Annotated in this window: 18 protein-coding genes; 7 read left to right on the forward strand and 11 right to left on the reverse strand. The window is 58.9% G+C overall.

All coding sequences use genetic code 11. From position 1 onward, the window contains the following. The first annotated feature begins 14 nt into the window (after positions 1–14). From GYM67_RS05505 to GYM67_RS05515, 3 genes are all read left to right on the forward strand, one after another. A complete protein-coding gene (locus GYM67_RS05505) occupies positions 15–1,367 on the forward strand; it encodes an ABC transporter ATP-binding protein (protein ID WP_220235979.1) in 1,353 nt (450 codons plus the stop codon). Positions 1,368–1,575: 208 nt separating this feature from the next. Then, positions 1,576–2,013, forward strand: coding sequence for a FluC/FEX family fluoride channel (locus tag GYM67_RS05510; RefSeq protein WP_220235980.1), 438 nt, complete (start codon positions 1,576–1,578; stop codon positions 2,011–2,013). After that, positions 2,010–2,390, forward strand: coding sequence for a fluoride efflux transporter FluC (locus GYM67_RS05515; RefSeq protein ID WP_198184375.1), 381 nt, complete (start codon positions 2,010–2,012; stop codon positions 2,388–2,390). Before GYM67_RS05510 ends, GYM67_RS05515 begins: the two co-directional genes overlap by 4 nt. 33 nt (positions 2,391–2,423) lie before the next feature. Here GYM67_RS05515 and GYM67_RS05520 read toward each other — a convergent pair whose 3' ends face one another. The 8 genes from GYM67_RS05520 to GYM67_RS05555 all read right to left on the reverse strand — a co-directional run bounded on the left by GYM67_RS05520 (position 2,424) and on the right by GYM67_RS05555 (position 11,329). Continuing rightward, positions 2,424–3,431: a bile acid:sodium symporter family protein gene (locus GYM67_RS05520; protein WP_220235981.1), complete on the reverse strand. Its 1,008-nt coding sequence runs from the start codon at positions 3,429–3,431 to the stop codon at positions 2,424–2,426. Between the two features lie 123 nt (positions 3,432–3,554). Further along, positions 3,555–3,725, reverse strand: a complete 171-nt coding sequence (locus GYM67_RS05525) for a L,D-transpeptidase (RefSeq protein ID WP_220235982.1) — start codon at positions 3,723–3,725, stop codon at positions 3,555–3,557. A 306-nt stretch (positions 3,726–4,031) separates the two neighbouring features. Continuing rightward, on the reverse strand, positions 4,032–5,780 hold the full coding sequence (locus GYM67_RS05530) for a DUF6119 family protein (protein WP_220235983.1): 1,749 nt from the start codon (positions 5,778–5,780) through the stop codon (positions 4,032–4,034). A 551-nt stretch (positions 5,781–6,331) separates the two neighbouring features. After that, entirely contained in the window at positions 6,332–7,135 is an 804-nt protein-coding gene (locus tag GYM67_RS05535) for a L,D-transpeptidase (RefSeq protein ID WP_220235984.1), read from the reverse strand. A 54-nt stretch (positions 7,136–7,189) separates the two neighbouring features. Then, on the reverse strand, positions 7,190–7,990 hold the full coding sequence (locus tag GYM67_RS05540) for an alpha/beta fold hydrolase (protein WP_220235985.1): 801 nt from the start codon (positions 7,988–7,990) through the stop codon (positions 7,190–7,192). After that, on the reverse strand, positions 7,987–9,093 hold the full coding sequence (ychF, locus tag GYM67_RS05545; protein ID WP_029678472.1) for a redox-regulated ATPase YchF: 1,107 nt from the start codon (positions 9,091–9,093) through the stop codon (positions 7,987–7,989). Before ychF ends, GYM67_RS05540 begins: the two co-directional genes overlap by 4 nt. Positions 9,094–9,135: 42 nt before the next feature. Next, the gene (proC, locus tag GYM67_RS05550; RefSeq protein ID WP_220235986.1) at positions 9,136–9,939 is read right to left on the reverse strand and encodes a pyrroline-5-carboxylate reductase; all 804 of its coding nucleotides are present in this window, start codon (positions 9,937–9,939) and stop codon (positions 9,136–9,138) included. A 10-nt stretch (positions 9,940–9,949) separates the two neighbouring features. After that, positions 9,950–11,329, reverse strand: coding sequence for an alpha/beta fold hydrolase (locus tag GYM67_RS05555; RefSeq protein WP_220235987.1), 1,380 nt, complete (start codon positions 11,327–11,329; stop codon positions 9,950–9,952). A gap of 430 nt (positions 11,330–11,759) precedes the next feature. Between GYM67_RS05555 and GYM67_RS05560 the strand changes: the two genes are divergently transcribed. The 4 genes from GYM67_RS05560 (at position 11,760) to GYM67_RS05575 (ending at position 18,280) form a co-directional block, all read left to right on the forward strand. Then, a complete protein-coding gene (locus GYM67_RS05560) occupies positions 11,760–12,797 on the forward strand; it encodes a LacI family DNA-binding transcriptional regulator (protein ID WP_220235988.1) in 1,038 nt (345 codons plus the stop codon). Positions 12,798–12,851: 54 nt separating this feature from the next. Beyond that, entirely contained in the window at positions 12,852–13,835 is a 984-nt protein-coding gene (locus GYM67_RS05565; RefSeq protein ID WP_220235989.1) for a ribokinase, read from the forward strand. A gap of 721 nt (positions 13,836–14,556) precedes the next feature. Then, complete coding sequence (locus GYM67_RS05570) at positions 14,557–17,265, forward strand: sensor histidine kinase (protein WP_472841090.1); 2,709 nt, start codon at positions 14,557–14,559, stop codon at positions 17,263–17,265. A gap of 325 nt (positions 17,266–17,590) precedes the next feature. Then, positions 17,591–18,280: a response regulator gene (locus GYM67_RS05575; RefSeq protein ID WP_220235991.1), complete on the forward strand. Its 690-nt coding sequence runs from the start codon at positions 17,591–17,593 to the stop codon at positions 18,278–18,280. A gap of 19 nt (positions 18,281–18,299) precedes the next feature. Here the strand turns inward: GYM67_RS05575 and GYM67_RS05580 are convergent, their stop codons facing one another. The 3 genes from GYM67_RS05580 to GYM67_RS05590 form a co-directional block, all read right to left on the reverse strand. After that, positions 18,300–20,954, reverse strand: coding sequence for an ABC transporter permease (locus GYM67_RS05580; protein WP_220235992.1), 2,655 nt, complete (start codon positions 20,952–20,954; stop codon positions 18,300–18,302). 31 nt (positions 20,955–20,985) lie between these two features. Beyond that, positions 20,986–21,870: an ABC transporter ATP-binding protein gene (locus GYM67_RS05585; protein ID WP_220235993.1), complete on the reverse strand. Its 885-nt coding sequence runs from the start codon at positions 21,868–21,870 to the stop codon at positions 20,986–20,988. A gap of 392 nt (positions 21,871–22,262) precedes the next feature. Continuing rightward, on the reverse strand, positions 22,263–24,914 hold the full coding sequence (locus tag GYM67_RS05590; RefSeq protein WP_220235994.1) for an ABC transporter permease: 2,652 nt from the start codon (positions 24,912–24,914) through the stop codon (positions 22,263–22,265). Between the last annotated feature and the right edge of the window lie 18 nt (positions 24,915–24,932).

Consider the following 24,932-nt stretch of genomic DNA (forward strand, 5'->3'; position numbering starts at 1 on the left):
TGAGAGGTTCGACAATGACCAAGATCAATTCCAACGGGATCATCACGGCCAAGCACGTGACCAAGACCTACCAGTCCGACAAGGGCGCGGAGCTGACCGTCCTGGACAGCATCGACTTCACCCTGCACGAGGGCGAGGTGGTGGCCATCCTGGGCCGCTCCGGCGCCGGCAAGTCCACCCTGCTGCGCATCCTGGCCGGCCTGGTCCCGGCCAGCAAGGGCAGCGTCGAATACCGGGGCAAGCAGCTGGACGGACCCAACCCCGGCGTGGCCCTGGTCTTCCAGAGCTTCGCCCTGATGCCCTGGCTGACCGTCAAGGACAACGTCGAGCTGGGTCTGCAGGCCCGGGGCGTGCCCAAGAAGGAGCGTGAGAAACTCTCCCTGGCCGCCATCGACGCCATCGGCCTTGACGGCTTCGAAAGCGCCTACCCCAAGGAGCTCTCCGGCGGCATGCGCCAGCGCGTGGGCATCGCCCGGGCCTTGGTCCTCAAGCCGGACGCCCTCTTCATGGACGAGCCCTTCTCGGCACTGGACGTGTTGACTGCCGAGAACCTTCGCCAGGAGGTCCTCAAGGTCTGGTCCGAGGAGGCGGGCAGCGTCAAGTCGGTCCTGATCGTCACCCACAACATCGAGGAGGCCGTGGAGATGGCCGACCGGGTCCTGGTCCTGGACTCGCATCCCGGCCGGGTCATCGCCGACGTGCCCATCAACCTGGACAGGCCTCGGGACAAGCAGTCCGACCTCTTCCAGTCCTGCGTGGACTACCTCTACTCCATCCTGACCGGCCAGCGTGACAGCGAGGACATCCGCCGCCGTCTGCAGACCAAGGTGCGCAACCGTCAGGCTGTGCGGGACTCGGTCCGGGACGAGGAGACCGCCGAGCGCAACCTGCCCGACGCCACCCCCGGCGGCCTGGCCGGTCTGGCCGATGTCATGGTCAACCAACCCAACGGCATGGACCTGGCCGACCTGGCCGCCAAGCTCTCCTTCGAGGTGGACGACCTCTTCCCCCTGATCGACGCCGGGCTCATGCTGGGCATCTTCCAGGCGGACAACGGGCACGTCAGGCTGACCGACCAGGGCCGGGCCTGGCATGACGCGGACATCCTGGAGAGCAAGGAGATGTTCTCACGCATGCTGATGGATCACGTTCCCCTGATCCGCATCATCGACCGGGCCCTGAAGAACAGCGACGACAAGAGCCTGCACGGCTCCCTGATCCTGGACCTGCTGCGGGCCCACCACTCGGACAAGGAGGCCGTCCAGCAGTTCGACACCGCCATCACCTGGGGCCGCTACGGCGAGCTCTTCGACTACGACGCCGACGACGACCGGCTGACCCTGGACCCGGAGAACCACACCGAGTGAGCAGCCACGACAGCTGTGGCAGCTGCGGTCCCCTTGCACTCCTAACATGAGCCTCGGGCGATGGAACCCGCCCGGGGCTTGAGCCCCGAACCGCAAACCGCTGACAGTCCCTGCACCATGATTCGACGACCCGTCTGCGGGCCGGGTGCAGGCGATGCCATCCAGCCCGACCCCGTGGACGCTGGTCCGTCGGGAACCGAGGCCTCCAATGACCAAACCCCCTACCGGACCTGACATGGCCACAGCCCTGGCGGTGATGCTGGGCGGAGCCCTGGGCACAGGCTGCCGGTACGCCCTGAGCCTGCTGCCGGGCCAGAGCGGTCCGCTGCATCCGGGAACCCTCCTGGCCAACCTGATCGCCTGCGCAGGCTACGCCCTGCTGACCGCCTTCCTGGCCGGGCTGCCCAAAAGCGCACACGCGCGCCGAAGGCAGCTGACCAACAAGGGCCTGGGCATGGGCCTGTGCGGAGGGCTGTCGACCATGTCCACGCTCTCGCTGGAACTGGTCCAAGAACTGTCGGGCGGTCAAGTCCGGGCAACCCTTGCCTACCTGCTGATCTCCTTTGCCGGAGGCCTGATGGTCTCCTGGTCCATGGCCGCGCTGGGAGCACGTCTGGCCGCACACATCCAGGCGGGTGTGCGATGACCATTGCATTTACATTGCTGATCTGCCTGTGCGGCGGCCTGGGTGCCGGACTGCGCTACCTGCTGGATGCCCTGGTCAAGGCCCGCTGGCAGGTGGACCTGCCCCTGTCGACCATGATCATCAACCTGCTGGCCGGCTTTGCTGCAGGACTGGTGGCCGCCCTGGCCGCCTTCCACGGACTGCCCGCCTGGGGACGGCTGCTGCTGGCCACAGGACTGCTGGGCGGCTTCTCCACCTTCTCGACAGCGGTCAACGAGGTGCTGGCCCTGACCCGGCAGAGACGGCATCTGGCGGCTCTTGGCTATCTGGCAGCCTCAATGCTCCTGCCGCCCCTGCTGACGGCCCTGGGCTTCCTGCTGGCCGGACCGGGCCTGTAGCAGATCCAGCCAGCAATCAAGGAGCTGCGGAACCTAGGCGCGAGCCGGCTCAGGACGACCCTGGGCGGAGTCTGCGGCAATCCCGAGCCGGTCGTCATGCCGACGCCACCAGGCGGACAGCACCGAGCCGGAGATGTTGTGCCAGACGCTGAAGAAGGTTGAGGGGATGGCCACAATCGGGTCGGCGGCGAATGCCTGCAGGGCCAGGGTCGCGCCCAGTCCGGAATCCTGCATGCCCACCTCGAAGGTGATGGCCTTCTGCTGGGCGTAGCGGAACCCCTTGGGATAGAGGCGGTACATGAGCCGGCTGAAGAGGAAGCCCAGCCCGTACCCGCACAGGTTGTGGAGCATGACCACCGGCAGGACCAGGGCGGTGGCGGCGGTGAAGAGCTTGGCATGGTTGACGGAAACGACCACACCGATGATGACCAGGATGGCGATCTGCGAGACGGCCGGCAGGGCCACGGTCACCTTCTGCACCTTCTCCTTGAAGATGGCGTGGACGGCCAGGCCCAGGGCGATGGGGATCAGCACCACCTCAAGGGCGGTCAGGAAGAGCTGCTTGGTGGGGATGGCCACATACTGGCTGGCCAGCAGGTTCATCAGCATGGGGATCATGAAGGGCGCACACAAGGTGGAAAGCAGTCCTATTGATACGTCCAGGGCCACATCGCCGCGCGACAGGTAGGACATGACGTTGGAGGAGGTCCCCGAGGGGCAGCAGCCCACCAGGATGACGCCCACAGCGATCATGCCGTCCAGCCGGAAGATGCGGCAGAGCAGCACGGCCAGCAGGGGCATGATCAGGTAATGGGCTATGGTGCCGACAATGACCATGAGCGGCATTTTGACGATTCGCTTGAAATCATCCAGGCTTAGGGTCAGTCCCATGCCGAAGAGAATAATGCTCAGGAAGTAGTTGGTGTAGCTGCGGGCCCAAATGCTAATCTGCGGGACAAAGAAGTTGATGGCGGCCCAAACCAGGACCACCAGGATGAACCACTTAGTCAACCAGTCACTGAACCGCTGCACCTTTTGCATGATTCCCGACCACTTCCTCTCGATAGTTCTCTTTGTGGTAGGGGCAAAGATAGGAAACCCAAGGCGGGCACGCAGGTGAATGGCCACATTTTGGACGCGGCTATCCCGGCTTACGAGAGGAATTCACTTGACCAGGACGGGCGTGCCGGTGGGCACGGACTGCATGATCCACCGAGCGTCGGGCACCGTCAGTCGGATGCAGCCGTGGGAGCCAGGGCGGATGCCCAGCATATCGGCCTCCTCCTTGATGTAGCTGTCCTTGGAATCTGTGGGGACCGAGTGGCAATAAGCCAATACTCTGGATTCCTTTTATACTTGATATAAGTTCCATATCCGTTGTTTTGGTGAGTACTCAGTCCCCCGTTTGACACAGGCTACAACCGGGAGAATTATCTAAAGCGGCGCAAACAAACTAATCATTAATAAACTAATCATTAATGTTAAGGACCTCGCTTGGGTCCGCTATTGTCTCATATTCAGGGAAACACAAATAATCTGCATTTTGCATATGAAACTGAGGAACATTCAAACCAAAGATCCTTGAAACAATAAGGTATGCAAGCAACTAGGGAAATCAAGTAACTACGGACATAGACAAGCTCACATAGGCTGCTTCTTTCGAACCACAGGAGCAATATTCAGTTCTACATTCATGCTGGCGAGTTCCTGGTCGTGTCTGACTAGATTTATTTTGGTGAATGTGAAAAGCGTACCGGCAGTTATCGGCCTATCATCCTTCGCTATAACAATAACGACACGACGAGGTTTCGTCTCATATTTCTGAAGGTCAACACCGCTTGGTGCGATTTCTTTAATCTTCTCTTGGAGAAGCTTCTGTGCTTCCTCGTTGGTTCGCAGTATTTCCGTTGAAACAAGAGCTTGAGCCAGAAGATGACTTGCCGGGGCAGAAGACGATACATTTTTAACATGGATGAAGACGCCATGAGGCATTAACACATCACAGGCTTCGATCCCTGAACCATGGTTTTCCGGTCGGATTAGCTGCTGGTCAAGACAAAGTCCTCCGAGTCTATTTGAGAGCTGCTTGTTGTAATTTAATTCAGCGTTTGCCTTCCTTTGAGCATTCCCATCTTCCGGTATTTCATATATAGGCCAATCGGGAAGGTTCTTAAAGTATGGCCCACGACCAAAGATTGTATTTACCTGTTTTTGAAGATTCGCAATGTAATCGCTGTCCATGACATACCAGCGATTGTTTTGCAAAAAATACCTCTTGTCGCCGATAGTCTTCTGGAATGTAAACCATTTTTTTAGAGGAATTTTTGGACTGCTAACATCTGAGTCGTCGGGACCCTTAAAAAGGACAATATATATCTTTTGAAGTCTGTTTAATCGCTCCTTCTCATCTACTTCTTGAAGCGGTATAAGAATATTGTTTAATGTAGGCAGATAATCATAATGCTGTCTATCTCCAGTACCAAAGATTCTGAAACTTTCGACTTGTCCGAAATCATCAATGATTTCATAGGGATATGAGAGGGCCACTTGGTCGCTCTTCTCTCCGATAGCTTTAATAAGACAACGATCGAGTTCGTTTTTCATCGCCTTGTTTTTAACCAATGAAAGATGCTCTAATGCAGCGAGTTCAGAACTCGCGGGTTTTCGGTCAAGCACCGCCTTGATCTGCTCCAAGTTCATTAATAATTTTTCCGGTGACTTGGAGAGAGGAATGCTTAACGAGTCTGCCCCTCTGAGTTTTATCGGTTTCTTAGAGTCACCAATGCCGTCTATGTGTGCTTCAGCGACGAGTTTTGTTGAAAAATCACCGAGTTCCTCAAATCCGAAACTTCTGAGTTCCGCACCCGCAGGTATCGTTGAACGAATCATTTCAGGTCTCTCATCGAGAGTTGTCTTGCTAAGAACATTTAAACCAGCAGGTTTTGCACACCTAATTGCTACACGTAACCCAAACCTAGGATCTACGTATTGCGGTTCAAGCATCTGAAAACCCATTCCAAAGGTTATTGCCCAAGCAGAAAAAGAAGTTGTTTTCTTACCGGTCTTAGCCGAATCATTGTCGTTGCTTGATTCAGTGCCCGATACCAACTCAGCTCCTGATACAGACTGAGTACTATCTGCATCTGGAATAATGAGAACTGCTGAGGCTGTAGCATTCCCCACTCTCAGTTCTTTTTTAGTAAGCCCTTTTACGGTATCAGTCCAATTAGCCTGATCATGATTAACGGTGCTCCAGTATAGATAAGCCTCTGTTTCCGCAACATGGACAACTTCTTCACTATTGTCATATTCATCATCATCTGACTGCTGATATCTAGCGCGTATCGCGGCATCATATGAGGGCAAGCCTATGAGGCGGTACAACGTCATACGAGTTTCTGTGCTGGGCTTCCTTGCCAATCTGTGTTCCCCCTTCAGTATCACCAAAGATTTGCTCTTAATTTATTAGGGCAGACAATTAAGTGAAAATTATCATGCTGCACCTACTATAAGGCTTAATTAGTAAATTTTGGTAACTAGGGAGACGGTAGATAGTCAGAATTAGTTTTAAAACAAGCTTCGCACTTATACGAGAATACGCGGCTATCCGGAAAACAAGAGTTACAAATACTGATATAGTAACTTATGGTGTTCACAATGACGGTAAATGTCGTGAACATAAAACATTCAACATCATCTAAACATAAAAAAGACGATATTTCAGAGAATAGGCAACGAAACAAGTTAAGCTCTAGTCGACTCTGATGTGAATTTGCTAAAAGTGACAAACGGTTGGTCAATAAAATGACATTGCAGGACGTATACTTGCTAGTCATTTTCTATTGTTCTCTTTTGGCAAATGCAAAATCAGAAACCCAAGGCACATGCGTCAGCACATAATCCCGTGTTGTTGCTGCGGACTGCACAGAGGGCTATGGAATTCACTTGATCAAGACGGGTGTGCCGGTGGGCACGGACTGCATGATCCACAGGGAATCGGGCACGGTCAGCCGGATGCAACCATGGGAGCTGGGACGGATGCCCAACAGGTCAGCTTCTTCCTTGATGTAGCTGCCGCTGGAATCAGTGGGGACCGAGTGGAAGAGGAAGACCCCGTGATTCAGAAAGCTAGTGTAGTAGCGGGCGCCCATCCCCTCCCTGGGGTTGTAGAAGCGGTCGCCGCGCTCAGACTGGATACGGAAGCTGCCTCTGGGCGTGGAGTCATCCATGCCCGTCGAGGCATACATGGTGTAGAGCAGTTGAGACCCGTCGCGCACATAGACCCGCTGATCCTGAAGGCTGACCTCCAGGGAGAGGCCAGGATGAGCCGCAGGATCCGGGTAATCGACCTGCTGCGAAGGCTTGAGCCAATCGACAGGCTGAGTGGAGGAGCTAGCAGAGTCTGCCTTCTTAGCCTTTGTCTGTTGCTTTTTCTGCCCCTTCGTCGCTGATGAAGAGGAGGAGGCGGATTTACTGTGATGATGCGCCTTGGGAAATTGCCTCGCTGAAACAGTGGCCGTGCTGGAGGCGCTTGCATCTGTCGATCGTTCCGCACGGGCCGCATCCACCGGCTGGATCAGGTTGACGATCAGGACTGTCAACAGCAGCGTCAGCAGAGCGGTTGTCACTACCACAGGCGTGCGGCGGACAGGGTCCAGCAGCCAACGGAGCATGGCAAGCACACGCCGCTTGAGGCGTGTGCTATCCAATCCCCAGACAGCCATGTCCTTCCCCTTCGTCGCCATCGAACGAACTTGTATGCACAGTTCATTTTAGCGGCAGAAGGAAACAGGGCGGACTCAGCCTTTCAGCACCTGCCTGGCCCAGTCCTCCAGCAGGTCGCAGACCAGGGCGGTCTGCTCGATCTGCACATTGTGGCCGGCCCGGTCCAGCACCGAGTAGGAGGCCCGGGGGAAGCGGCAGGCCAGGTCGAACTGGTCCAGGTAGCCAACACGGTCGTCCTGGCGGCCGCAGACGAAGAGCACAGGGGCTATGAACCCGTTCCAGGCTCGGTCGAAGTCCATATCCAGCTGGTAGTGGCCCTCCATTCGCGCCACCGTATCGGCGTCGGCCGAACGAACGCCGGGCATGATGGTGCGCTGGTAGGCCTCAAGATGCTCCCGGGACTCCACCACTGCCATCTGCCGGTAGGCATGCCTGGTGAACTCGTCCACCTCGGCCAATCCCTGGTCGTCCCGGACCAGCACCTGACGCGGAGGCAGGCGCCTGTGGGCGGTCACCGGGTCGACCACCGAGGAGAGCAGAGCCATCCCCCGGCAGCGGTCCAGTCGACCGGCGGCAGCATGGCGGCTGAGCAGCCCACCCAGGGAGTTGCCCACCAGGGCGAAGGGGCCGCCACCGCTGAAAATGTCCACCTGGTCATCCAGCCACCGGGCCAGACCGTCCAGGTCGAGGATGGACGGGTCGGGCGGCGTGCGGCCGAAGCCGGGCTGATCCAGGTAGATCCGTTCGAAGCCGCCCACCCGCTCGAAGGCGGGGTCCAGATCGTCGAAGATGTGGTGGTCCACACCTGACCCATGCACGAAGATCAGCGGCAGCCCATGACCCCGGCGAATGGCGAACCCGGGACGGGCGCTCACTTCTTGGAGCCGGAGGGGATGCCGGTCTTGAACTCCACGATGTCGCCGTCCTGCATGACGTAGTCCTTGCCCTCAAGGCGCATCTTGCCCTCCTCACGCACCTTGGCGTAGGACCCGTCGGCGGCCACGAAGTCGTCGTAGGAGACCACCTCGGCCTTGATGAAGCCCTTCTCGAAGTCGGTGTGGATGACCCCGGCGGCCTGGGGTGCGGTCCAGCCCTTGTGGATCTGCCAGGCGCGCACCTCCTTGACCCCGGCGGTCAGGAAGGTCTGCAGGCCGAGGATGTCGAAGCCCACCCGGGCCAGCTGGTCCAGGCCGGACTCCTTGAGCCCGGCATCGGTCAGCATCTCGCGGGCGTCGGCCTCGTCCAGCTCGGTCAGCTCGGACTCGAACTGGGCGTTGAGGAAGATGGCGGGCGCGGGAGCCACGGAGTCGGCCAGCTGCTTCTTCATGTCCTCGTTCTGCAGCTCGTCGTCGTCCACGTTGAAGACGTATATGAAGGGCTTGGCGGTCATCAGATGCAGGTCGTAGAGCTCGTCCTTGTCGATGTCCCCGGCCTGGGCCGCCTGGTCGATGGTCCGCCCCTGGCCCAGAATCTCCTTGGCCTTGCGGACGGTGTCCAGGTAGGCGGGCTTGATCTTGCCCCCGCGCTGGTCCTTCTCCAGCTTGGGCAGGGCCTTGTCGATGGTCTGCATGTCGGCCAGGATCAGCTCGGTGTTGATGGTGTCGATGTCGTCGGCCGGATCCACCTTGCCGTTGACGTGGACGATGTCGTCGTCATTGAAGGCGCGGACCACCTCGCAGATGGCGTCGGCCTCGCGGATGTTGGCCAGGAACTGGTTGCCCAGCCCCTCCCCCTCCGAGGCCCCCTTGACAATGCCGGCGATGTCCACAAAGGTGACCGTGGCGGGCACGATCTTGTCCGTGTGGACCAGCTTGGCCAGAACGGGCAGCCGGTCGTCGGGCAGGGGCACGATGCCGGTGTTGGGCTCGATGGTGGCGAAGGGGTAGTTCTCCGCCAGAACGTTGTTGCGGGTGAGGGCGTTGAAGAGTGTGGACTTGCCGACGTTGGGCAGCCCGACGATTCCTATGGTTAACGACATATCCACCAGTCTATTGCCCGGACTGCCCCGGCGTGGCTTCCCCTAGTCGCCGCGCTCCACCGCATCGATGGCCTCGATGACCGCTCCACGGAAGCCGTGCTTCTCCAGGGAGGCGACCCCCTTGATGGTGGTTCCGCCCGGCGAGCAGACCGCGTCCTTCATGGCCCCGGGGTTGGTGCCGGTGGCCAGGTAGAGGGCTCCGGTCCCCTGAACCATGCGCGCCGCCAGCCGGTAGGCCGCCTGCCTGGGCAGCCCGTGCTCCACCCCGGCGTCGGCCAGGGCCTCCATGTACATGGCCGTGTAGGCGGGCGCGCATCCGGCGATGGTCGTGCCCACCGAGACCAACTCCCGGGGCAGCCGTTCGATCATGGCCACCGGGTCGAAGACCTGGATGAAGAGCTCCCGCTGCTGGTCGGTCAGGGTGTCGTCCTCCTGGGTGACCAGAATGCCCTGCCCTACTGAAATGGGGGTGTTGGGGATGGCGCAGATCAGGTGGGTGCCCTCCTCCAGGATGTCGGCATAGTCCTCAAGGGTCATGCCGCCCACCACTGAGAGGACCATGCGGTCCGGGTCAGCCAGCTCATGGCGGATGGGCTCGCAGACCTGGGCCACCTGCCCAGGCTTGACGGCCAGAATCACCAGGTCGGCGGCCGCAGCCACCTCGGTGCCGGAGTGCATGGGACGCACCCCCAGATGGGCCGCCCGCTCCACCAGCCGGTCATAGTGGGCTGCGCAGGCCACAATCCGGCCGCCGGGCAGCACGCCCGCATCGACAAGCCCCTGGGCCATGGCCTGGGCCATGTTGCCGTATCCGATGAATCCGAGAGTCAATGAGTCCGTGTTCATGCCCTCAAGTCTAGCCGCGCGCCGGGAAGAGCCCCTCCAGATCGCCGCGCTCCAGGGCCAGCCGGTAGAGATGGGCGAAGACCCTGTCCCCGTGCAGGCCGTCGTGCTCGAACTCGTTGGTCACCCAGGCATGGGCGTGGCCCACGCGCGAGAGGGTGTCCAGCTGAAGCTCGGAGGGCACGTAGAGGTCGTCGGCATAGACTGCGGCCTGCAGGGGTACCTGATTGTCGGCCAGACGCTCGGGATCGTACAGGTGGCCCCAGGAGCCCTCCTCCATGAGCAGGCTGACCGCAGGGCCGAAGGGGCGCAGGGCCGCCTCCTGCTGGAACATCCAAGGGAAGATCGCCTCACCGGTGAACATGAGCGGACGGGCAGCAGTATCGAATTCAGGACGGGCATCGCGCACCCGCTGTGCAGCCCAGCGCAGGGGTTCGCAGTCTCCGTCGGCGTAGATGAACTCCTGCAGGGGCCAGTAGAGCGGTGTGACGGCAGTGGCCGACCGCACCCCCTCCAGAAAGGCCTGCGAGAGGGTGGCCCGGGAGCTGCTGGCACCGGAAGCGGGCAGGCTGCCATCCCCATCCAGGAAGGCTGTGTCCAGCAGCCAATGGAGACGCTCGAACCCGCCGCTCTTGCCCAGGTCGGCACCCAGGGTCTGCAGCCGCTCCACGCTCAGGGGGTCGCCGCCGGGCAGGACCACATCGCCCTGTGACAACCGGTCGGCAATGGCTGCCACACGGTCTTGGTCCCCTGGGTAGCGCTGGTAGAAGGCCTGGGACCGCTGGGCCATTTTGGCGAAGGTATGGGAGTAGAGCTCATAGGCATCAGCGGGGATGTGGGGCACGCCCCCGGTGGTAAAAGCCGCAGCCAGCCCCTGGGGGAAGTTCGACAGGTAGGCCATGGTCAGGAAGCCGCCGAAACTCTGCCCAAGGGTCACCCAGGGACGGCCGGCGAAGACCGTGCGACGCAGGTGCTCGAAGTCCCGGATGATGGAGTCGGCCAGAAAATGCTTCAGATAGTCGGCCTGGGCCCGGGGCTCTCCCAGGGAGGCCATGGTGGAGCCGTCGATGGCGTTGGACCGGCCCGTACCCCGCTGGTCGGGCAGGACAATGCGGAAGTGGCGCAAGGCCTCGGCCATCCACCCGTCGGCAGTGGCGTTCAATGGCCGTGGGGCGCCCGATCCTGGTCCGCCCTGCAGGTAGACCAGCAGCGGCAGGTCGTCGTGGATGTGCTCGGGAGCGCAGACCACGCGGTAGAAACAGCGGATAACCGCCTGGTCCGAATGATCTTCGGCTCGCCAGACGCCAGGTTCACTGCCCGCCCAGTCCAAGGGAACGGGGATGGACCCCTCCCGAACGTAGAGTCCCGGCAGATAGTATCCCTGGTTGGTCATACGCTGGCTCCTTTCTTCTAGGTCAGTCGGGTTCATTGTCGCCGGGCGGTTGGACCTGGCTTGTGTGCTGTTTTTCGGATAGCACGGTAGATGCAGTGATGTTGTGAAACTGAGCGGGTTCCGTTCCGACCTGTTTGGCTGTCGAAGCCAGCTCAGGCGGATGCTCCCGCGCTGACCTCCCCCAGGGGGATTCGACGCGCTCCTCGCGCCCACCGCACTTTTGCAAGTAGCCGCTTTCTGCTAAGTATTTAGCCTCGCTCACCTTCACTCACAGCCAAGCCTCGACGGGCCATGCTGTGAAAGTTGCGGTATCGTTACCGCACTGATATAACTGAAGGCTGTCAGAACCGTTCGCCTGCCCATGGCGGCGGTCAGGCAACCGCCGAGGTCGGCAGTCCGGCCCGGCGGCCGACCACTTCGACGAAAGGCCATGATGGCGTACGCGACGATCAGGGATGTGGCCCAACGGGCCGGTGTCTCCGTATCGACGGTCTCCCGAGCCCTCAACGACTCCGGGCGCATCTCCCCCGCCACACGACAGCGCATCAACCAGGTCATCCACGACCTGCACTATGTGCCGGACTCCCGGGCCCGGTCCATGCACTCCGCCCACTCGCGCACCATCGGCCTGCTCATCCCCGACATCCGCAACTCCTACTTCGCGGACCTGGCCTACCTGATCCAGGGCCAGCTGCTCAACCACGGCTTCCAGACCCTGATCTGCACCTCCACCCAGGGCGACCCCGGCGAGGACCGGGCCCAGGTGCGCAATCTGCTGGGCCAGCACATCGACGGAGCCATCATCGTGCCCGGGCCGCGTTCCTCGCACACCCTGGAGGAACTGACCCGACGCGGACTGCCCCTGGTCTGCGTGGACCGTGCCGCCGAGGGTGCCGCTGGACGCGACGGGCGGGCCATCCCCTGCGTGGACGCCGACCCCGAGCCCGGCCTGAGGCAGGCCCTTGAGGATCTGCACGCCCAGGGCCACCGACACATCACCCTGGTGCCCGGGCCCCTCAAGGAATCGGCCACCTTCCGGGAACGCCTGGACGTCTACCGGGACCTGCTGGCAGGCATCGAGGGCATGGACGACCCCCTGGCCGACCAGGTAGAGCCCGGCACCTTCGACCCCGACATGATCAACCTCTGGGCCCGGCAGGGCATCACCGGCGTGCTCTTCGGATCCTCCCTGGATGCCATACGCGCCATCAAAACGGCACAGTCCCGAGGAATCGGCATCGGCGAGGACCTGTCCATGATCACCTTCGACGACCTGCCCGTCTTCCGCATCCTGACCCCGGCCGTGTCGACCATCTCCCAGCAGATCGACACCATGGGAACCCGCTGCGTGGACATGCTCCTGGCTCTGATGGCAGGCTCGCCCGTGCGGTCGGTCCGGCTGCAGACCAGCTACCGCCACTGCGCCTCGGTGGGTCGCCCGCCCGCGCACACCGGCCAGGATCCCTGAACCTGTCACAGCGTGATCATCAAGGCGGACAAGCTCATCAAGGAACGGAGAAACATGATTCAAGATATGGCGGCAGAACCCGACCAGGTGCTCAAGGGACTGAATACCATCACGGGGTCCATCTCGGTGGTCGGGTCCATGAATGCGGACTACACCGTCAACACCGACCGGCTGCCCAAGCCCGGCGAGACCATCAACGGGGGTCCCCTGCAGGTGCTGCCCGGGGGCAAGTCGGCCAACCAGGCGGCGACCGCGGCCCGCATCGGCGCCCAGGTCAGGCTCTTCGGAGCCGTGGGATCCGATTCCAACGCCGACTTCCTGCTGGGACAGCTGGGCAACGCCGGGGTGGACGTCTCCCATGTGATGACCGTGCCGGGAGCCAGCGGAACCACAGTCATCACCGTGGACGCGCGCGGCGAGAACACCATCGTCTACTCCCCCGGCTCCAACGGCAAGGTGGACGTGGACTACGCCCACCGCTCCCGCCAAGCCCTGACCTCGGCCAAGGTGCTGGGACTGTGCCTGGAGAGCCCCATCGAGACGGTCACCGAGGCCGCGCGCATGGGCCACGAGGCCGGCATGACCGTGCTGCTCAACGACTCCCCCTTCCGCGCCGACCTGCCCGCCGACCTGATCGCCAACTCGGACCTGATCCTGGTCAACGAGCATGAGATGGCTCAGCTGCTGGGCATCGACGAGCCCGAGGACGGCGACTGGCTGGGGGCCGACTGGGACCGGATCAACCAGACCATGCAGGACTTCGGCTTCCACCGGGCCATCGTCACCTTGGGCGGCGAGGGATCCATGGTGCTGGACCAGGGCCAGACCTACCGGATTCACGCCGTGCATGTGGATGCCGTGGACACCACCGGCTGCGGGGACGCCTTCATGGGCACCGTGCTGGCCGGCCTGGCCTCCGACATGACCCTTGTGCAGGCCGCCCAGCTGGCCTCCTACGTCTCCGCCTACGCCGCCACCGGGCAAGGGGCGCAGGCCTCCTACGGCACGGCCGAGCAGATTAGGCTGCGTTTCTCCTGAGTTTGGACGTTCGGGACCGGAGCCATCAAGGTCGAGCCATCGGAATCCTGACCACCGGGATCTTGTAACCAGGGTCCGCTGGTCAGGGTCCACCGATTATACAAGTAGAGCGCTGCTGACCCCCTCCCTGCGTTGTCAGGCCGATGAACCGTTGCGGAATGCACCACGATTCGTCGGCCTGACTGGTATCTGTGCAATAGAGGCTGGATGGATGAATATAAGATGCATACTTGTTACCAGTTGAGTGCAAATGTGGAATTTATACTCATTTACCAACTGAGGGCAAGTCCGAAATCCGCTTTTATTGCCGTCTAAATCCAAGCACTGAATCTGTTCTTATCGCCAGTGTTAAATACATCTAAGGGTCGCGACGTGCATTGGAGAGTACGCGCGTGTCTTGGCCGTGCATGCTATGCAGAGAGCCATTCGATGCGAGAATGCGTAAACAGCACCACGGCAAGAAGTGGCAACAAGTCTCTCCAAGTGTTAGACAGCTAATTACCAATCGTCATATGCAAGGCCGCCATCTTTTGACTCACCACTAAGCGCCCATTCCCGATTACAACTACTCTGGCTCATCCACCTTGCGACAGCCTGGGACCGCGTTTGACCTCATCATCCCTCGGACTGATGGCACCTCCCGCTGTCCCCGAATATTGTTGATTCCATGAACACAGTCAGTCAAACAGCGCAGCGACCAATCACCAGGTCCAATAATCGAATGCTACTGACTGACGCTCTCTTCGCCATCCTTCTGTTTCTGCTGGTGAGCGGCTCCAGCGCCAATCTACGAGATGGGGCCCTGATCCCCTTGCAGGAAAACCTGATCCTGATGTGGACTGTCCTGCTCATAGCCCCTGTGGTTATCCGTCGCCGATTCCCGGATTTAGCAGCCGGGCTCTTCGTCGCTGTGGCTCTGGCTCAGCTCCTGTTGGGGCCTGCCATCATGCTCACCGATGCAGTCTGCCTGGTGATGGTCTATTCCTGTCTGCTCTACGGACGTCCATCCTGGCGCCGACTCTATCTGACTGTGGCTTGGGTCATGACGCCCCTATCCTGCCTTATCTTTACATTGGTCGATCTGGGGTTTCTGCCTCCGGGCAAGACGTGGCCGGACCACATCTCAATGTTGCCGACCTCATTCAAAGATCTGGCAGTCACCTTCCTATCGAATTTGCTGATCGAGGGGCTTCTGCTGCTCATAGCCATCGTTGCAGCCTACTGGACGCGGACCAGAAGGGATGCCATTGATGAGGCCCGGCGACGCAACCACGCCTTGGCCCTGCAGGCAGAACAAAGCGCGGCCCTGTCTGCCAGCGCTGAGCGGGCCCGCATAGCACGTGACATGCACGATGTCGTCGCCCACACTCTGTCCATCGTCATCGTGCAGGCAGATGCCGGCAGATACGCAGCCACAGCCGATACGAACCTTGCTCTCAAGATCATGCGCACCATTGATCAAGAGAGCCGCCGCGCCCTACGTGAGCTGAGCTCGCTTTTCGGCAAACTCAAGACTCCAACCAACCCGGCACCCGAAACCAGCCAAAAGACAGCGGATTCTCCTCCAGGCCAACACTCTTCTTCCCCACCACCAACGGACCCAGCCCATATCCAGCCGCTTGACCAATCTCAAACAACTGCCCAAACGAATTCCGCTAGTCAATCCGGGAACGCTCATAATCTGAATCCAGCCGGAACAGATTGCACTCAGCCGAGCCAAGCCAGCGGCCATCTTCACATAATCAAAGAGAGTCCAGCCACCAACACTGCCAAGGCCAACGTTGATACGGCCGACAATGCGCGTATCTGGCCTTCGGTTGCCACCTCTTCAAACAATCCGCCGACCAGCTATAAATCATGGTCAGACCTGATAGATGCCGCCCGACTTGCTCAGCCAGAATCCCAATTCAGCCGACGCATTGAAGGCCGACCCTGCCCAGAAAAGCTGGATCGCAGCCGCACCATAACTGCTTACCGGGTGCTGCAAGAAGCATTGACCAATGTTCGCAAGCATGCCGCTCCGGCTTCGGCTGTGCTAGTTGAAGAACAGTGGCTCACGGACGGTTTGTGTCTAACCATTGACGACCGCCCATTTGACCATGCCTCTACCAATTCAGATTCTCCGCCACAGATGGACCGACCTACGCATTCAGGTTTCGGTCTTATAGGGATGCGCGAACGACTGACTTCTCTTGGAGGCAACCTTCAAACTGGTCCCGAAACAGAAGGCGGGTACCACCTCCAAGCGTGGATTCCTTTTGCCACTCCGCCAAAGTCCGACCCTGAAGCGGGGATACGTGCCAATCGACAAGCTCAATGGTCCCTGCGCTCGATTGTCTCCACGCTCTTCGTCTGGTTTCAACGCCATCCATTGACGGCCGACCTGGGTTTGGTAATCGGACTCGTATTGGTAGAGAATCCAGGTCACGCTCTTGCTATAGCACCTGTCATGCGACAATATGATCCGGGCCGACCAGTAAAGGTCATCGCCACGCTAGGTATCGCTTTGCCTCTGATTGTGCGCAGGGTCCGTCCCGGCATTTGCGCCGCCATAGTGTCTGCAGTTGCCGCCCTGCTGCTGCTCTTCTCGCCCTGGCTGCCAGAAGCTGCAGTCTTATCCCCAGTCGCTGTATATTCAGCAATGGTTTACGGTAAATACACCACCCGACGGTGGGTTCCGTTGGCGGTCATCACGGATACGGTTTTATGGGCTGTCAGATGTGTAGCCAATAACCAAGGGTGTCCAACCATTCTGGCCTACATGACAGAAGGCCCGGCAAAATCATCTTTCTCTGTATCCCATTTAACACTTTTCATAGTGATGGCCGCACCGGCCTTGATCTGTCTGCTGACCATTCTGATTGCCTCACGCCGACGTACTCGTGGTTCGGTCCTGCTCCTCCAGCAGGAACGCGAGCGCGCGCTAAACCAGACCCTGCAGGAAAGCCAGGCTCTGGCAGCCAATCAAGAGCGCGAACTCATTGGCTCTACCATGCAGGTAGAAGTGGCTGCAACCCTGAATACAGTCATTGCATCCACTACCAAAGCCATCTCCGAGTTGAACCATTATCAAGTCAAGGGGGTGAACCCTTCCCCAGAGCAGGTAGCGCAAGCCTTCGGCGACATTGCAACTCAAGGACGCCAGGCCCTAGCTCGCATGCGACAACTGCTCACTATCCTGCGTCACAGTTCCAGCACCGATTTGCGTTCAAACATTGACACCGCCGATTCCCAAGACACGAGCCTCGATTCATGCAGGAACCAGATGGTCGAACCCACACACAAGACCATACCTTTGCCGGCTCTTCATCCAGCCAAACCCCTGCCAGTAGATCTCGATGATCAGCTCGACAACCATTCGCAACAATCACAACAGGATAAGGAGCCAGAGCATGCCCAATCGGACCAATCAGAGCAATCGAACTCCTGACATAGGCGTTCCTGATGAGGAGCACCTCCTAAGACGAACATACAGAAAAATGAGCACTCTATAAGTCATACACCCGAAGATTAGCCCACTACAGGCAACGATAGCTGACGAGCGCCACTCCACTATTTAACAGTCGCTCCGACGACAGTTGTTCAGTCAACATTTCAGTCAACATTTACTCAGTCAACAATCAACCAGGCAGCGATTACATTGATTAGAAATTGAAACCGGTCGTAATTCCCAGTCATAATTCCCAGCAACACTCAACTCAGATAAAATCGGATGGTGGCGCTGGCCATCATCTAGCGGAAAGAAGCAGGCTCTCATGGAACGGACCGAACCCATCAGCGTTGCCGTCGTGGACGACCAGGATCTGGTCCGAGCCGGTTTTGCCATGGTCATCGGCTCCCAGGATGACATGACCGTGGTTGGCCAAGGCGCGGACGGCGAGCAAGCAGTGGATCTGGCCTCACGCCTGCGTCCTGACGTGATCCTCATGGATGTCCGCATGCCCGGCATGGATGGTTTGACAGCCACCCGCCTGATCACTGCTTTGTCACCCGACGGTCCGGAGCCCAGGGTCATTGTGCTGACCACCTTTGATCTTGACGAATACGTCATGGCTGCCATAAAAGCCGGTGCATCAGGATTTCTGCTCAAGGATACCGAGCCTGAAACCCTCCTGTCCTCCATCCGTACAGTTCACCGGGGCAACGCGATCATCGCTCCTTCGGCTACAAAACGCCTGATCGAACACATGGCCCATGACGTGCCTGCGGCCGGGTCCATGCCATCGGGATCGACCTACCGCGATCCCGAAGTGGACCTGCTCACTGATCGCGAGCTGCAGGTCCTGATTCACATAGCCCAGGGCCTGAGCAACCAGGAGATAGCCGACAATCTGGGGATCTCACTGCCCACAGTGAAAACTCATGTCACTCACATTCTCCAGAAGATCAATGCCCGGGACCGCGTCCAGGCGGTGGTCTTCGCTTACGAAAACCATCTGGTATGAACCTGGACGTCATGCAGCATCAATCGTCACTAAGAGCCTCAATGGGTGAAACCTTGACTGCCTCCCTGGCTGGCAGCACACTGGCTGCCACCGCAGCCAGCAAGGCCACTGGCAGTATCAGCGCAAAAGTCGACCATGGCACGGTGAAGGTCACGGATCCTAAGGGCACAAAGACCTGGTAGGCTCCTATCCATCCGAAGAGCGTTCCTAGAACGATTCCAGCCAGACTGGCTCCCAGGGCTATCATGCAGGCCTCGACTCCCAAGGATCGACGAACCTGGACGCTGCTCATGCCGATTGCCCTGAGCGTGGCAGTCTCACGACGGCGTTCCAGCACCGACATCATCAAAGTGTTGGAAACCCCTATCAGGGCGATAATCACAGCAACGCCCAGCAATGCCACCATGATTGCCAACAAGGAATCGATTGTTTCGCTCCATGTCCTCATTTGCGTCAGCCCTCCGCTCATAGCCATGTCGTCATGCTCTCCTACAGCCTGACGTATGTCATCCAAGAGCAGTGCAGCATCGCGATCTCCCTGCGTCCTAATCCAGATTTCATGCGTCTTGGTGTCAATCCCAGCGACATTCCGGGAGTCCGTGATTGCATAGACGCCACTGTTATTCAGCCCTCCGAATCCGGCGAAGACCCCGGTCAATGTTCTTCTTGCATCTGCCTCCTTTTCACGTTCGTCGTCCGCCTGAGGATCAGCTATCGACAACTTCAGCTGACTTCCATCCCGGTAACCGGAATGCTTGGAAATCGTTCTGGTCGACACCAGTAGCGCATCCGACCTTTGCATACCTGGACCCAGATCGGCATGAAGCACTCGCCTGATCCGTGAAGCATCCAAGGCATAGACAGTCATGGAAGCTTGTGAGGGGCCTCCTGACTCGACCTTGGCATTAAATCGCTGCACCAGCTCTGCATCTGCAACACCTTCGACACGCTCAATGGCCCGCACATTTCTCTTGTTCAGCCCCTGACCAGATATTTCAATATCCACGGAATAACGCTGATCAATATCCTTGAACAAAGTACGTTTAGCGGTTACCGCACCCGTAGCCAAAGTGGAGACCAGAGTTACGCCAATCAGCAGAGCAACACCTGTGGCAGCGACTCGTGAGGGATTTCGAGCGATATTCGCCACTCCGACCCTGCAAGATGGTCCAATTTTGGACACAAGTCTACCCAGGCAACGCAGCAGAGCCGGAATCCATCGACGAGCCCCTATCAACGCACTCAGAAAAATCAGCAAAACACCCAATACTGCGAGACCTAGCAAGAGTTCCTGCTGATTACTGGTCTGGACTGTGTCGCCAGAGTTTGTCCGGACTAACTCCCCTACGCGCCAAGATGACCAGGTCACCAACGCCAGACCAATGACAGCCAGCAGGATACTGATTCGTAAACCGGTCCGATTCCTGCTGCCCTGCTCCTGATAATCCACTGGCTGCAGGGCTTCAAGCGGTCTGACTCTGATAGCCCTATGACTAGACCCAAAGGCAGCCACCAGGGTTGCCAAAACACCGAGCACAAACGGAACCAGGAGGGAGGCGGGTGTAAGCAGGAGTTCAAACTTCATGGTGCCCGAATGCAAACCAAGGCAACCGGCAAGGCCCATCAAGCCCATGGCCAGCAGGATGCCGATCAGGGACGATATGACGCCAAGAAGCAGGGCCTGCTGCAGCACGCCTACCCTGATTTGCCGTCGATCAGCACCAATAATCCTCAGCAGGGCCAGATACCTGCGCTGTCTGGCCACCATGATCTGGAAGGTGTTGGCAATCACCAAGGCAGCCACCACCATGGCCAGCAAACCAAAAGTCATGAGGAAAAGAGTTGTGATGTCCACACCATCGCCGGTCTGCTCTCTGAGCAGCCTGTCCTCCATGGTACGACGATCCTCCAGCTGGTATCCCTTGGGAACGTATCGCCTGATATTTTGCAGAGCCTTCTGAAGCTCCTTGCCTTGGCCATCAACCTGCAGATAGACATTATTCACAGGAAGGGACTCCGGTCCAACCATTCCCGCCATACTCAGCAGACGCTCAATCCGAGAATCCGTCAGCACCACAGCTCCACCGAAGTCATCGTACTGTCGACCACGGCTCTTGCTGATGCCTGAGACGGTCAAGTCCACGGTTCCTTGGTCAACAAGACGTTCTTTGCTTGAAGAATCCTGAGCACTATCGCTATCACTACCTGGCAGCGTCAAGGTGGACAGATGGAGGCGCACCTTATCACCCAGGCCCGCCTGGAGCCTGTCGGAGACGGGCTGCGGCAGCACAACCTGATCATCTGAATCCGGCCATTGCCCCCGAACCAGATCGATAGGCATAAGCTCCTGCCTGGCACCTACTATGGCCAGGATCTCCTTGCTGGACTGACCGTTTGCTTCTGCATCCACCAAGAGGCTGACATCAGGACGCAGACCACGAACCCCCTGCAAGTTCGACAGTCCTTTGCTGTCAAACTCGTCGAACAGGATTGGCTTGTCCTGATCCTCTCTGGAGGCCACAACATAGTTGGCTTGACCAGCATCCACGCTCATCTCGCGACGCATGGAGGCATTCGCCACGTTGCCAAAAAGGAGCGTCAGGCACATAAAGAGGGTGCCGATAACAATGGCCAGACCAGCCGGCATCATCATACGTGCATCGCGCTTCATCATCGTACGGGTTATCCGCCACACAGTGCACCCCCTAGTCCTGTACCTGGGAATCGCCAGCAGTGCCAGCCGAGACTTGTTCAGCCAGAAGGTCATTCATGGCTTTCACTGTCGGATTCTGTCGGTCCGCAACTATCCGTCCGTCGGCAAAGACCAGCGCACGGTCGGCATAGGATGCGGCATAGGCATCATGAGTGACCATGATGACGGTCTGCCCCAGCTCGCGGACCGAATCCCGAAGGAAGCTGAGCACCTCGGTCGAGGAAACCGTGTCCAGGTTTCCCGTAGGCTCGTCCGCAAAGACGATTGAAGGCTTGGTGATGAGGGCCCTGGCAATGGCCACACGCTGCTGCTGGCCACCCGAGAGCTCGCTGGGCCGATGGTCCAACCTCTCCGACAATCCCAGAGTCTCTACCAGCTGCTCCATCCACGAGGTGTCGGGCCGAACGTCGTCCAGTACCAGCGGCATGAGGATGTTCTGTTTGGCAGTGAACATTGGCAATAGGTTGAAGCTCTGGAAGATGAATCCCAGATGCCGCCTCCTGATCAGGGTCAGCTGACGGTCGTCCATTCTTGTCAGGTCGACTCGGCCGGCCTGGTCAATCGATGGATGGTGACGATCTCCGCTCTTCGGATGCAGAAGATCAGCGGCCATATAGACATGGCCTGAGGTGACAGTATCCAGACCAGCCAGAACGTGCATGAGCGTTGACTTGCCCGAACCTGAAGGTCCCATGATGGCCGTGAACCGGCCACGCTCGAAATTCACGTCGATTCCACGCAGGGCATGGACGGCGTTCGATCCTTGCCCATAATCCTTGGTCAGCTGTCTGGCACTGACAGCCGGCGGTCCCGCGACGCCTGGACCTGCTCTGTCGATCAACCCTTGTGAAGACGAAGTATCCGCTTTGTTCTGCATGGTGCTCCTTATCCGCGAGGAAACCTTTCTCCCGTCAGCTTCCGACCCTATGTGGCTATTAGCTGCCGCGATATGCTCCCTGGGAGCGATGAAGATAATCATCCTTACGGATGAGTGCGATGAAGAACTCCTCCTGTTAGGCTAACACCATCCAAACCAACGCGGGGCGGCGGGGATGGACATCTGCGGAGATGAGGAACATCTTGTTCAGCACAAAAGACACGAGTCACAAGACATGCAACCATCGGACCAAGGGATTGAAACAGTTGCCTGGATCCCCGTGATTGACTACAGGAACACCCGAGTAGCATCGAGGAAACCATCAACCGGCAGAATGAGTCATTCATTCCCGGCTTCAACCAAGATGCGCCTGGGTGAAGGCTGGCTTGTCGTCATTCCTCTGCTAGAGCCACGACCGGTGGAGTCCGGTTGACGCGTCTTGCAGGCAGGGCGCTTGCCAAGATCGCGGCTACGAGCGCCACCAGCAGAATCACTATGCCTATGGTCCAAGGAATGGGGAAAGCCACCGTACCCAGAGAGGAGAAAATCTCATAGGCTGCAGCCCAGCCGAAGAGCAGGCCCAGGATCATGCCAGACAAGGACGACACCAGAGCTATCAGCCCTGACTCCACAGCCAGGGACCGCCTGATCTGTTTCCGGGTCATCCCGATAGCCCGCAGGGTGGCGGACTCCCGTCGGCGTTCCAGCACCGAGAGGGAAAGCGTGTTGGCTACGCCAATCAGGGCGATGGCGACCGCCACCGCCAAGAGAGCCAGGATGATCATGAGCAGGCTGTCGATGGTCCGATCCCACTGCTGCTTTTCAGCCAACCCACCCTTGACGGCAACAGCCGAATAACCAGAAAGCGCGTCTTTCACCTTGTCGATGAATGCCGGGACTGTTGGTGAACCATCGACCTTGGCCCAGATCTGCACGGTCTGAGGCTGAACGCCATTTAGCGAGGATGAGTCAGTCAGACCATAGAAATTACTGGCATCAATCCCCTGGAAGGGCGCATAGACACTGGTCACGAAGAGTCTTTGAGCCACCGATGCGGATCCGCCATGAGCATCGCCTTGAATCGGGTTGAGAATATTGAGCCCCAGATTCCCGCCGTCGTGAAAATCCTTCTGTTTGTCCATGAGGCTTTCCGGGAGCAAAAGGGCATCCTGTCCGGAAAGATCCTTGCCGACCTTGGCGTTCAGGAGACGATCGATCTTGTGTGAATCCAGGGCGAAAATAGTCATTCCCGCACCGTTCTCACCGCCTGATTTGACCATGGCAGCATATTGGGGCACCAGCTCGGCCTGCGCGACCCCGTCGATTCGACGAATGGCATTCAGAGCCTTTTCATCCAGACCATCGGCGCTGATCTGCAGATCGACGGAGTAGTGCTCGTCCAGCATGTCGGCCATGGTCTGCTTGGCACTGGCGGCGCCCGTGGCCAGGGTGGCGACCAGTGTCACACCAATCAAGAGGGCGGTACCCGTAGCCGCCACACGGGAATGGTTCCGTGCGATGTTGGCCACGGCGATTGTGGACGAGGGCCCGATCCGAGAAACCAGGGACCCGACTTCCTTGAGGATGGAAGGAATCCAACGATTGGCACTGAACAGAATGCCCACGAAGGCAAGGACAATGCCGATGACAGCCATGGCAGCAACAATGTTCGGCCCGTCTCCGGATGTCTTGCTGGCCTTGTCTGCCGTGACACTGAGCCTGACCTGCCAGAGGGACCAGACCGTCATGGTGATGCCCAGCAGAATCATGACCACGCTGACAAACAGACGCATCCTGCTCGTCCGCTTGTTCTCCAGAAGATCGGCAGGCCTCAGCGCCTCCAAAGGACTGACCCTGGTGGCGGCCCATGAGGAGCCCAGGGAGGCCAGGACCGTAACAATGATGCCGAAAACAAGAGGCACCAGGAAGACTGCCGGAGTCAGCTTCAATTGGAAGTAGAGGGAACTCGTATGTGCCTTGGCTGCACCCAGAACAGCCATGATGCCGATGGCGACGCCAACCCCGATCAGGGATGCCACAGCGCCCAGGATGATTGAACGCATCAGAACACTGGCCCTGACCTGGCTCTTATTGGCGCCTATCGTCCTCAGGAGGGCCAAATAGCGACGTTGCCGAGCGACCATGACCTGGAAGGTGTTGGCGATGACGGTGGCAGCCACGAACATGGCCAGTGTGCCAAAGACCAGAAGGAAGGTGGTCACGGGGTTTTGGGAACCGCCTAGCGCGGTCTTGACCAGTCGGTCCTCCATGGTGTGACGGTCCTCTAGGGAATAGCCGGAAGGCATGAGCTTGCGCAGAGAGGCCAGAGTCCCATCGAGGTCGCTGCCCTGCCCGCCAACATTCAGGTAAACGTTCTGGGCATACAGGTTACCCATGTCGCCAAGGCCTGCTGTAGCCATAAAGGCATCTATGGTCTTGGGGGTCAGCACGATTGCACCGCCCGACTCGCCAAACTCGCCGCCTTCGTTGCCCCGGTTCGAACTGACGCCCGACAAGGTCAGGGGCTTCGATATGAACCTGCCCGCCACCTGGTCGGCACTGGCCTGATTTTTAGACCCATGGTCCTCGGATATGTACAGCATGTTAGGCGACAGGTTCAGATTCACCTTGTCGCCCAGAGAGAGCCTGAGCCTGGACACAGTCGGTCCTGGTAGGACCACTTGGTCATCGGCGCTGGGCCAGGATCCCTTGGCAAGACCGACCGGCATCAGCGATGAATCCGCCATAGGAATGGCGATTACACCCTCGCTCTTAATCTTGCCGGCGCGGACATCCGCCATGAGCTGGGTGTCTGATCTGACTGCGTGAACTCCTGGGACTTTTGCCAGCTCCTCGGTTTTGAAGTCCTTCACTCTCTTCTGATCGGGATGGCTGCCCTCCGCGGGGATGATGGCGTAGTTGGCCTGGGCAGCATCGGATGAGACCATCCGCCGCATGGAAACGTCCATGGTGTTGCCGAAGAGGAAGGTCATGGCAATAAACAGTGTTCCGACGACAATGGCGATGCCCGCGGGAACCATCATGCCCAGGTCATGCCGCAT

The sequence above is a fragment of the Bifidobacterium asteroides genome (genome assembly GCF_019469425.1).
GTDB lineage: Bacteria > Actinomycetota > Actinomycetes > Actinomycetales > Bifidobacteriaceae > Bombiscardovia > Bombiscardovia asteroides_I.

Coding starts and splice junctions, on each gene's coding strand:
- GYM67_RS05505 (WP_220235979.1), top strand. CDS start 15: ATGACCAAGATCAATTCCAACGGGATCATCACGGCCAAGCACGTGACC.
- GYM67_RS05510 (WP_220235980.1), top strand. CDS start 1,576: ATGACCAAACCCCCTACCGGACCTGACATGGCCACAGCCCTGGCGGTG.
- GYM67_RS05515 (WP_198184375.1), top strand. CDS start 2,010: ATGACCATTGCATTTACATTGCTGATCTGCCTGTGCGGCGGCCTGGGT.
- GYM67_RS05520 (WP_220235981.1), bottom strand. CDS start 3,431: ATGCAAAAGGTGCAGCGGTTCAGTGACTGGTTGACTAAGTGGTTCATC.
- GYM67_RS05530 (WP_220235983.1), bottom strand. CDS start 5,780: ATGACGTTGTACCGCCTCATAGGCTTGCCCTCATATGATGCCGCGATA.
- GYM67_RS05535 (WP_220235984.1), bottom strand. CDS start 7,135: ATGGCGACGAAGGGGAAGGACATGGCTGTCTGGGGATTGGATAGCACA.
- ychF (WP_029678472.1), bottom strand. CDS start 9,093: ATGTCGTTAACCATAGGAATCGTCGGGCTGCCCAACGTCGGCAAGTCC.
- proC (WP_220235986.1), bottom strand. CDS start 9,939: ATGAACACGGACTCATTGACTCTCGGATTCATCGGATACGGCAACATG.
- GYM67_RS05555 (WP_220235987.1), bottom strand. CDS start 11,329: ATGACCAACCAGGGATACTATCTGCCGGGACTCTACGTTCGGGAGGGG.
- GYM67_RS05560 (WP_220235988.1), top strand. CDS start 11,760: ATGATGGCGTACGCGACGATCAGGGATGTGGCCCAACGGGCCGGTGTC.
- GYM67_RS05565 (WP_220235989.1), top strand. CDS start 12,852: ATGATTCAAGATATGGCGGCAGAACCCGACCAGGTGCTCAAGGGACTG.
- GYM67_RS05570 (WP_472841090.1), top strand. CDS start 14,557: ATGCTACTGACTGACGCTCTCTTCGCCATCCTTCTGTTTCTGCTGGTG.
- GYM67_RS05575 (WP_220235991.1), top strand. CDS start 17,591: ATGGAACGGACCGAACCCATCAGCGTTGCCGTCGTGGACGACCAGGAT.
- GYM67_RS05580 (WP_220235992.1), bottom strand. CDS start 20,954: ATGATGAAGCGCGATGCACGTATGATGATGCCGGCTGGTCTGGCCATT.
- GYM67_RS05585 (WP_220235993.1), bottom strand. CDS start 21,870: ATGCAGAACAAAGCGGATACTTCGTCTTCACAAGGGTTGATCGACAGA.
- GYM67_RS05590 (WP_220235994.1), bottom strand. CDS start 24,914: ATGATGGTTCCCGCGGGCATCGCCATTGTCGTCGGAACACTGTTTATT.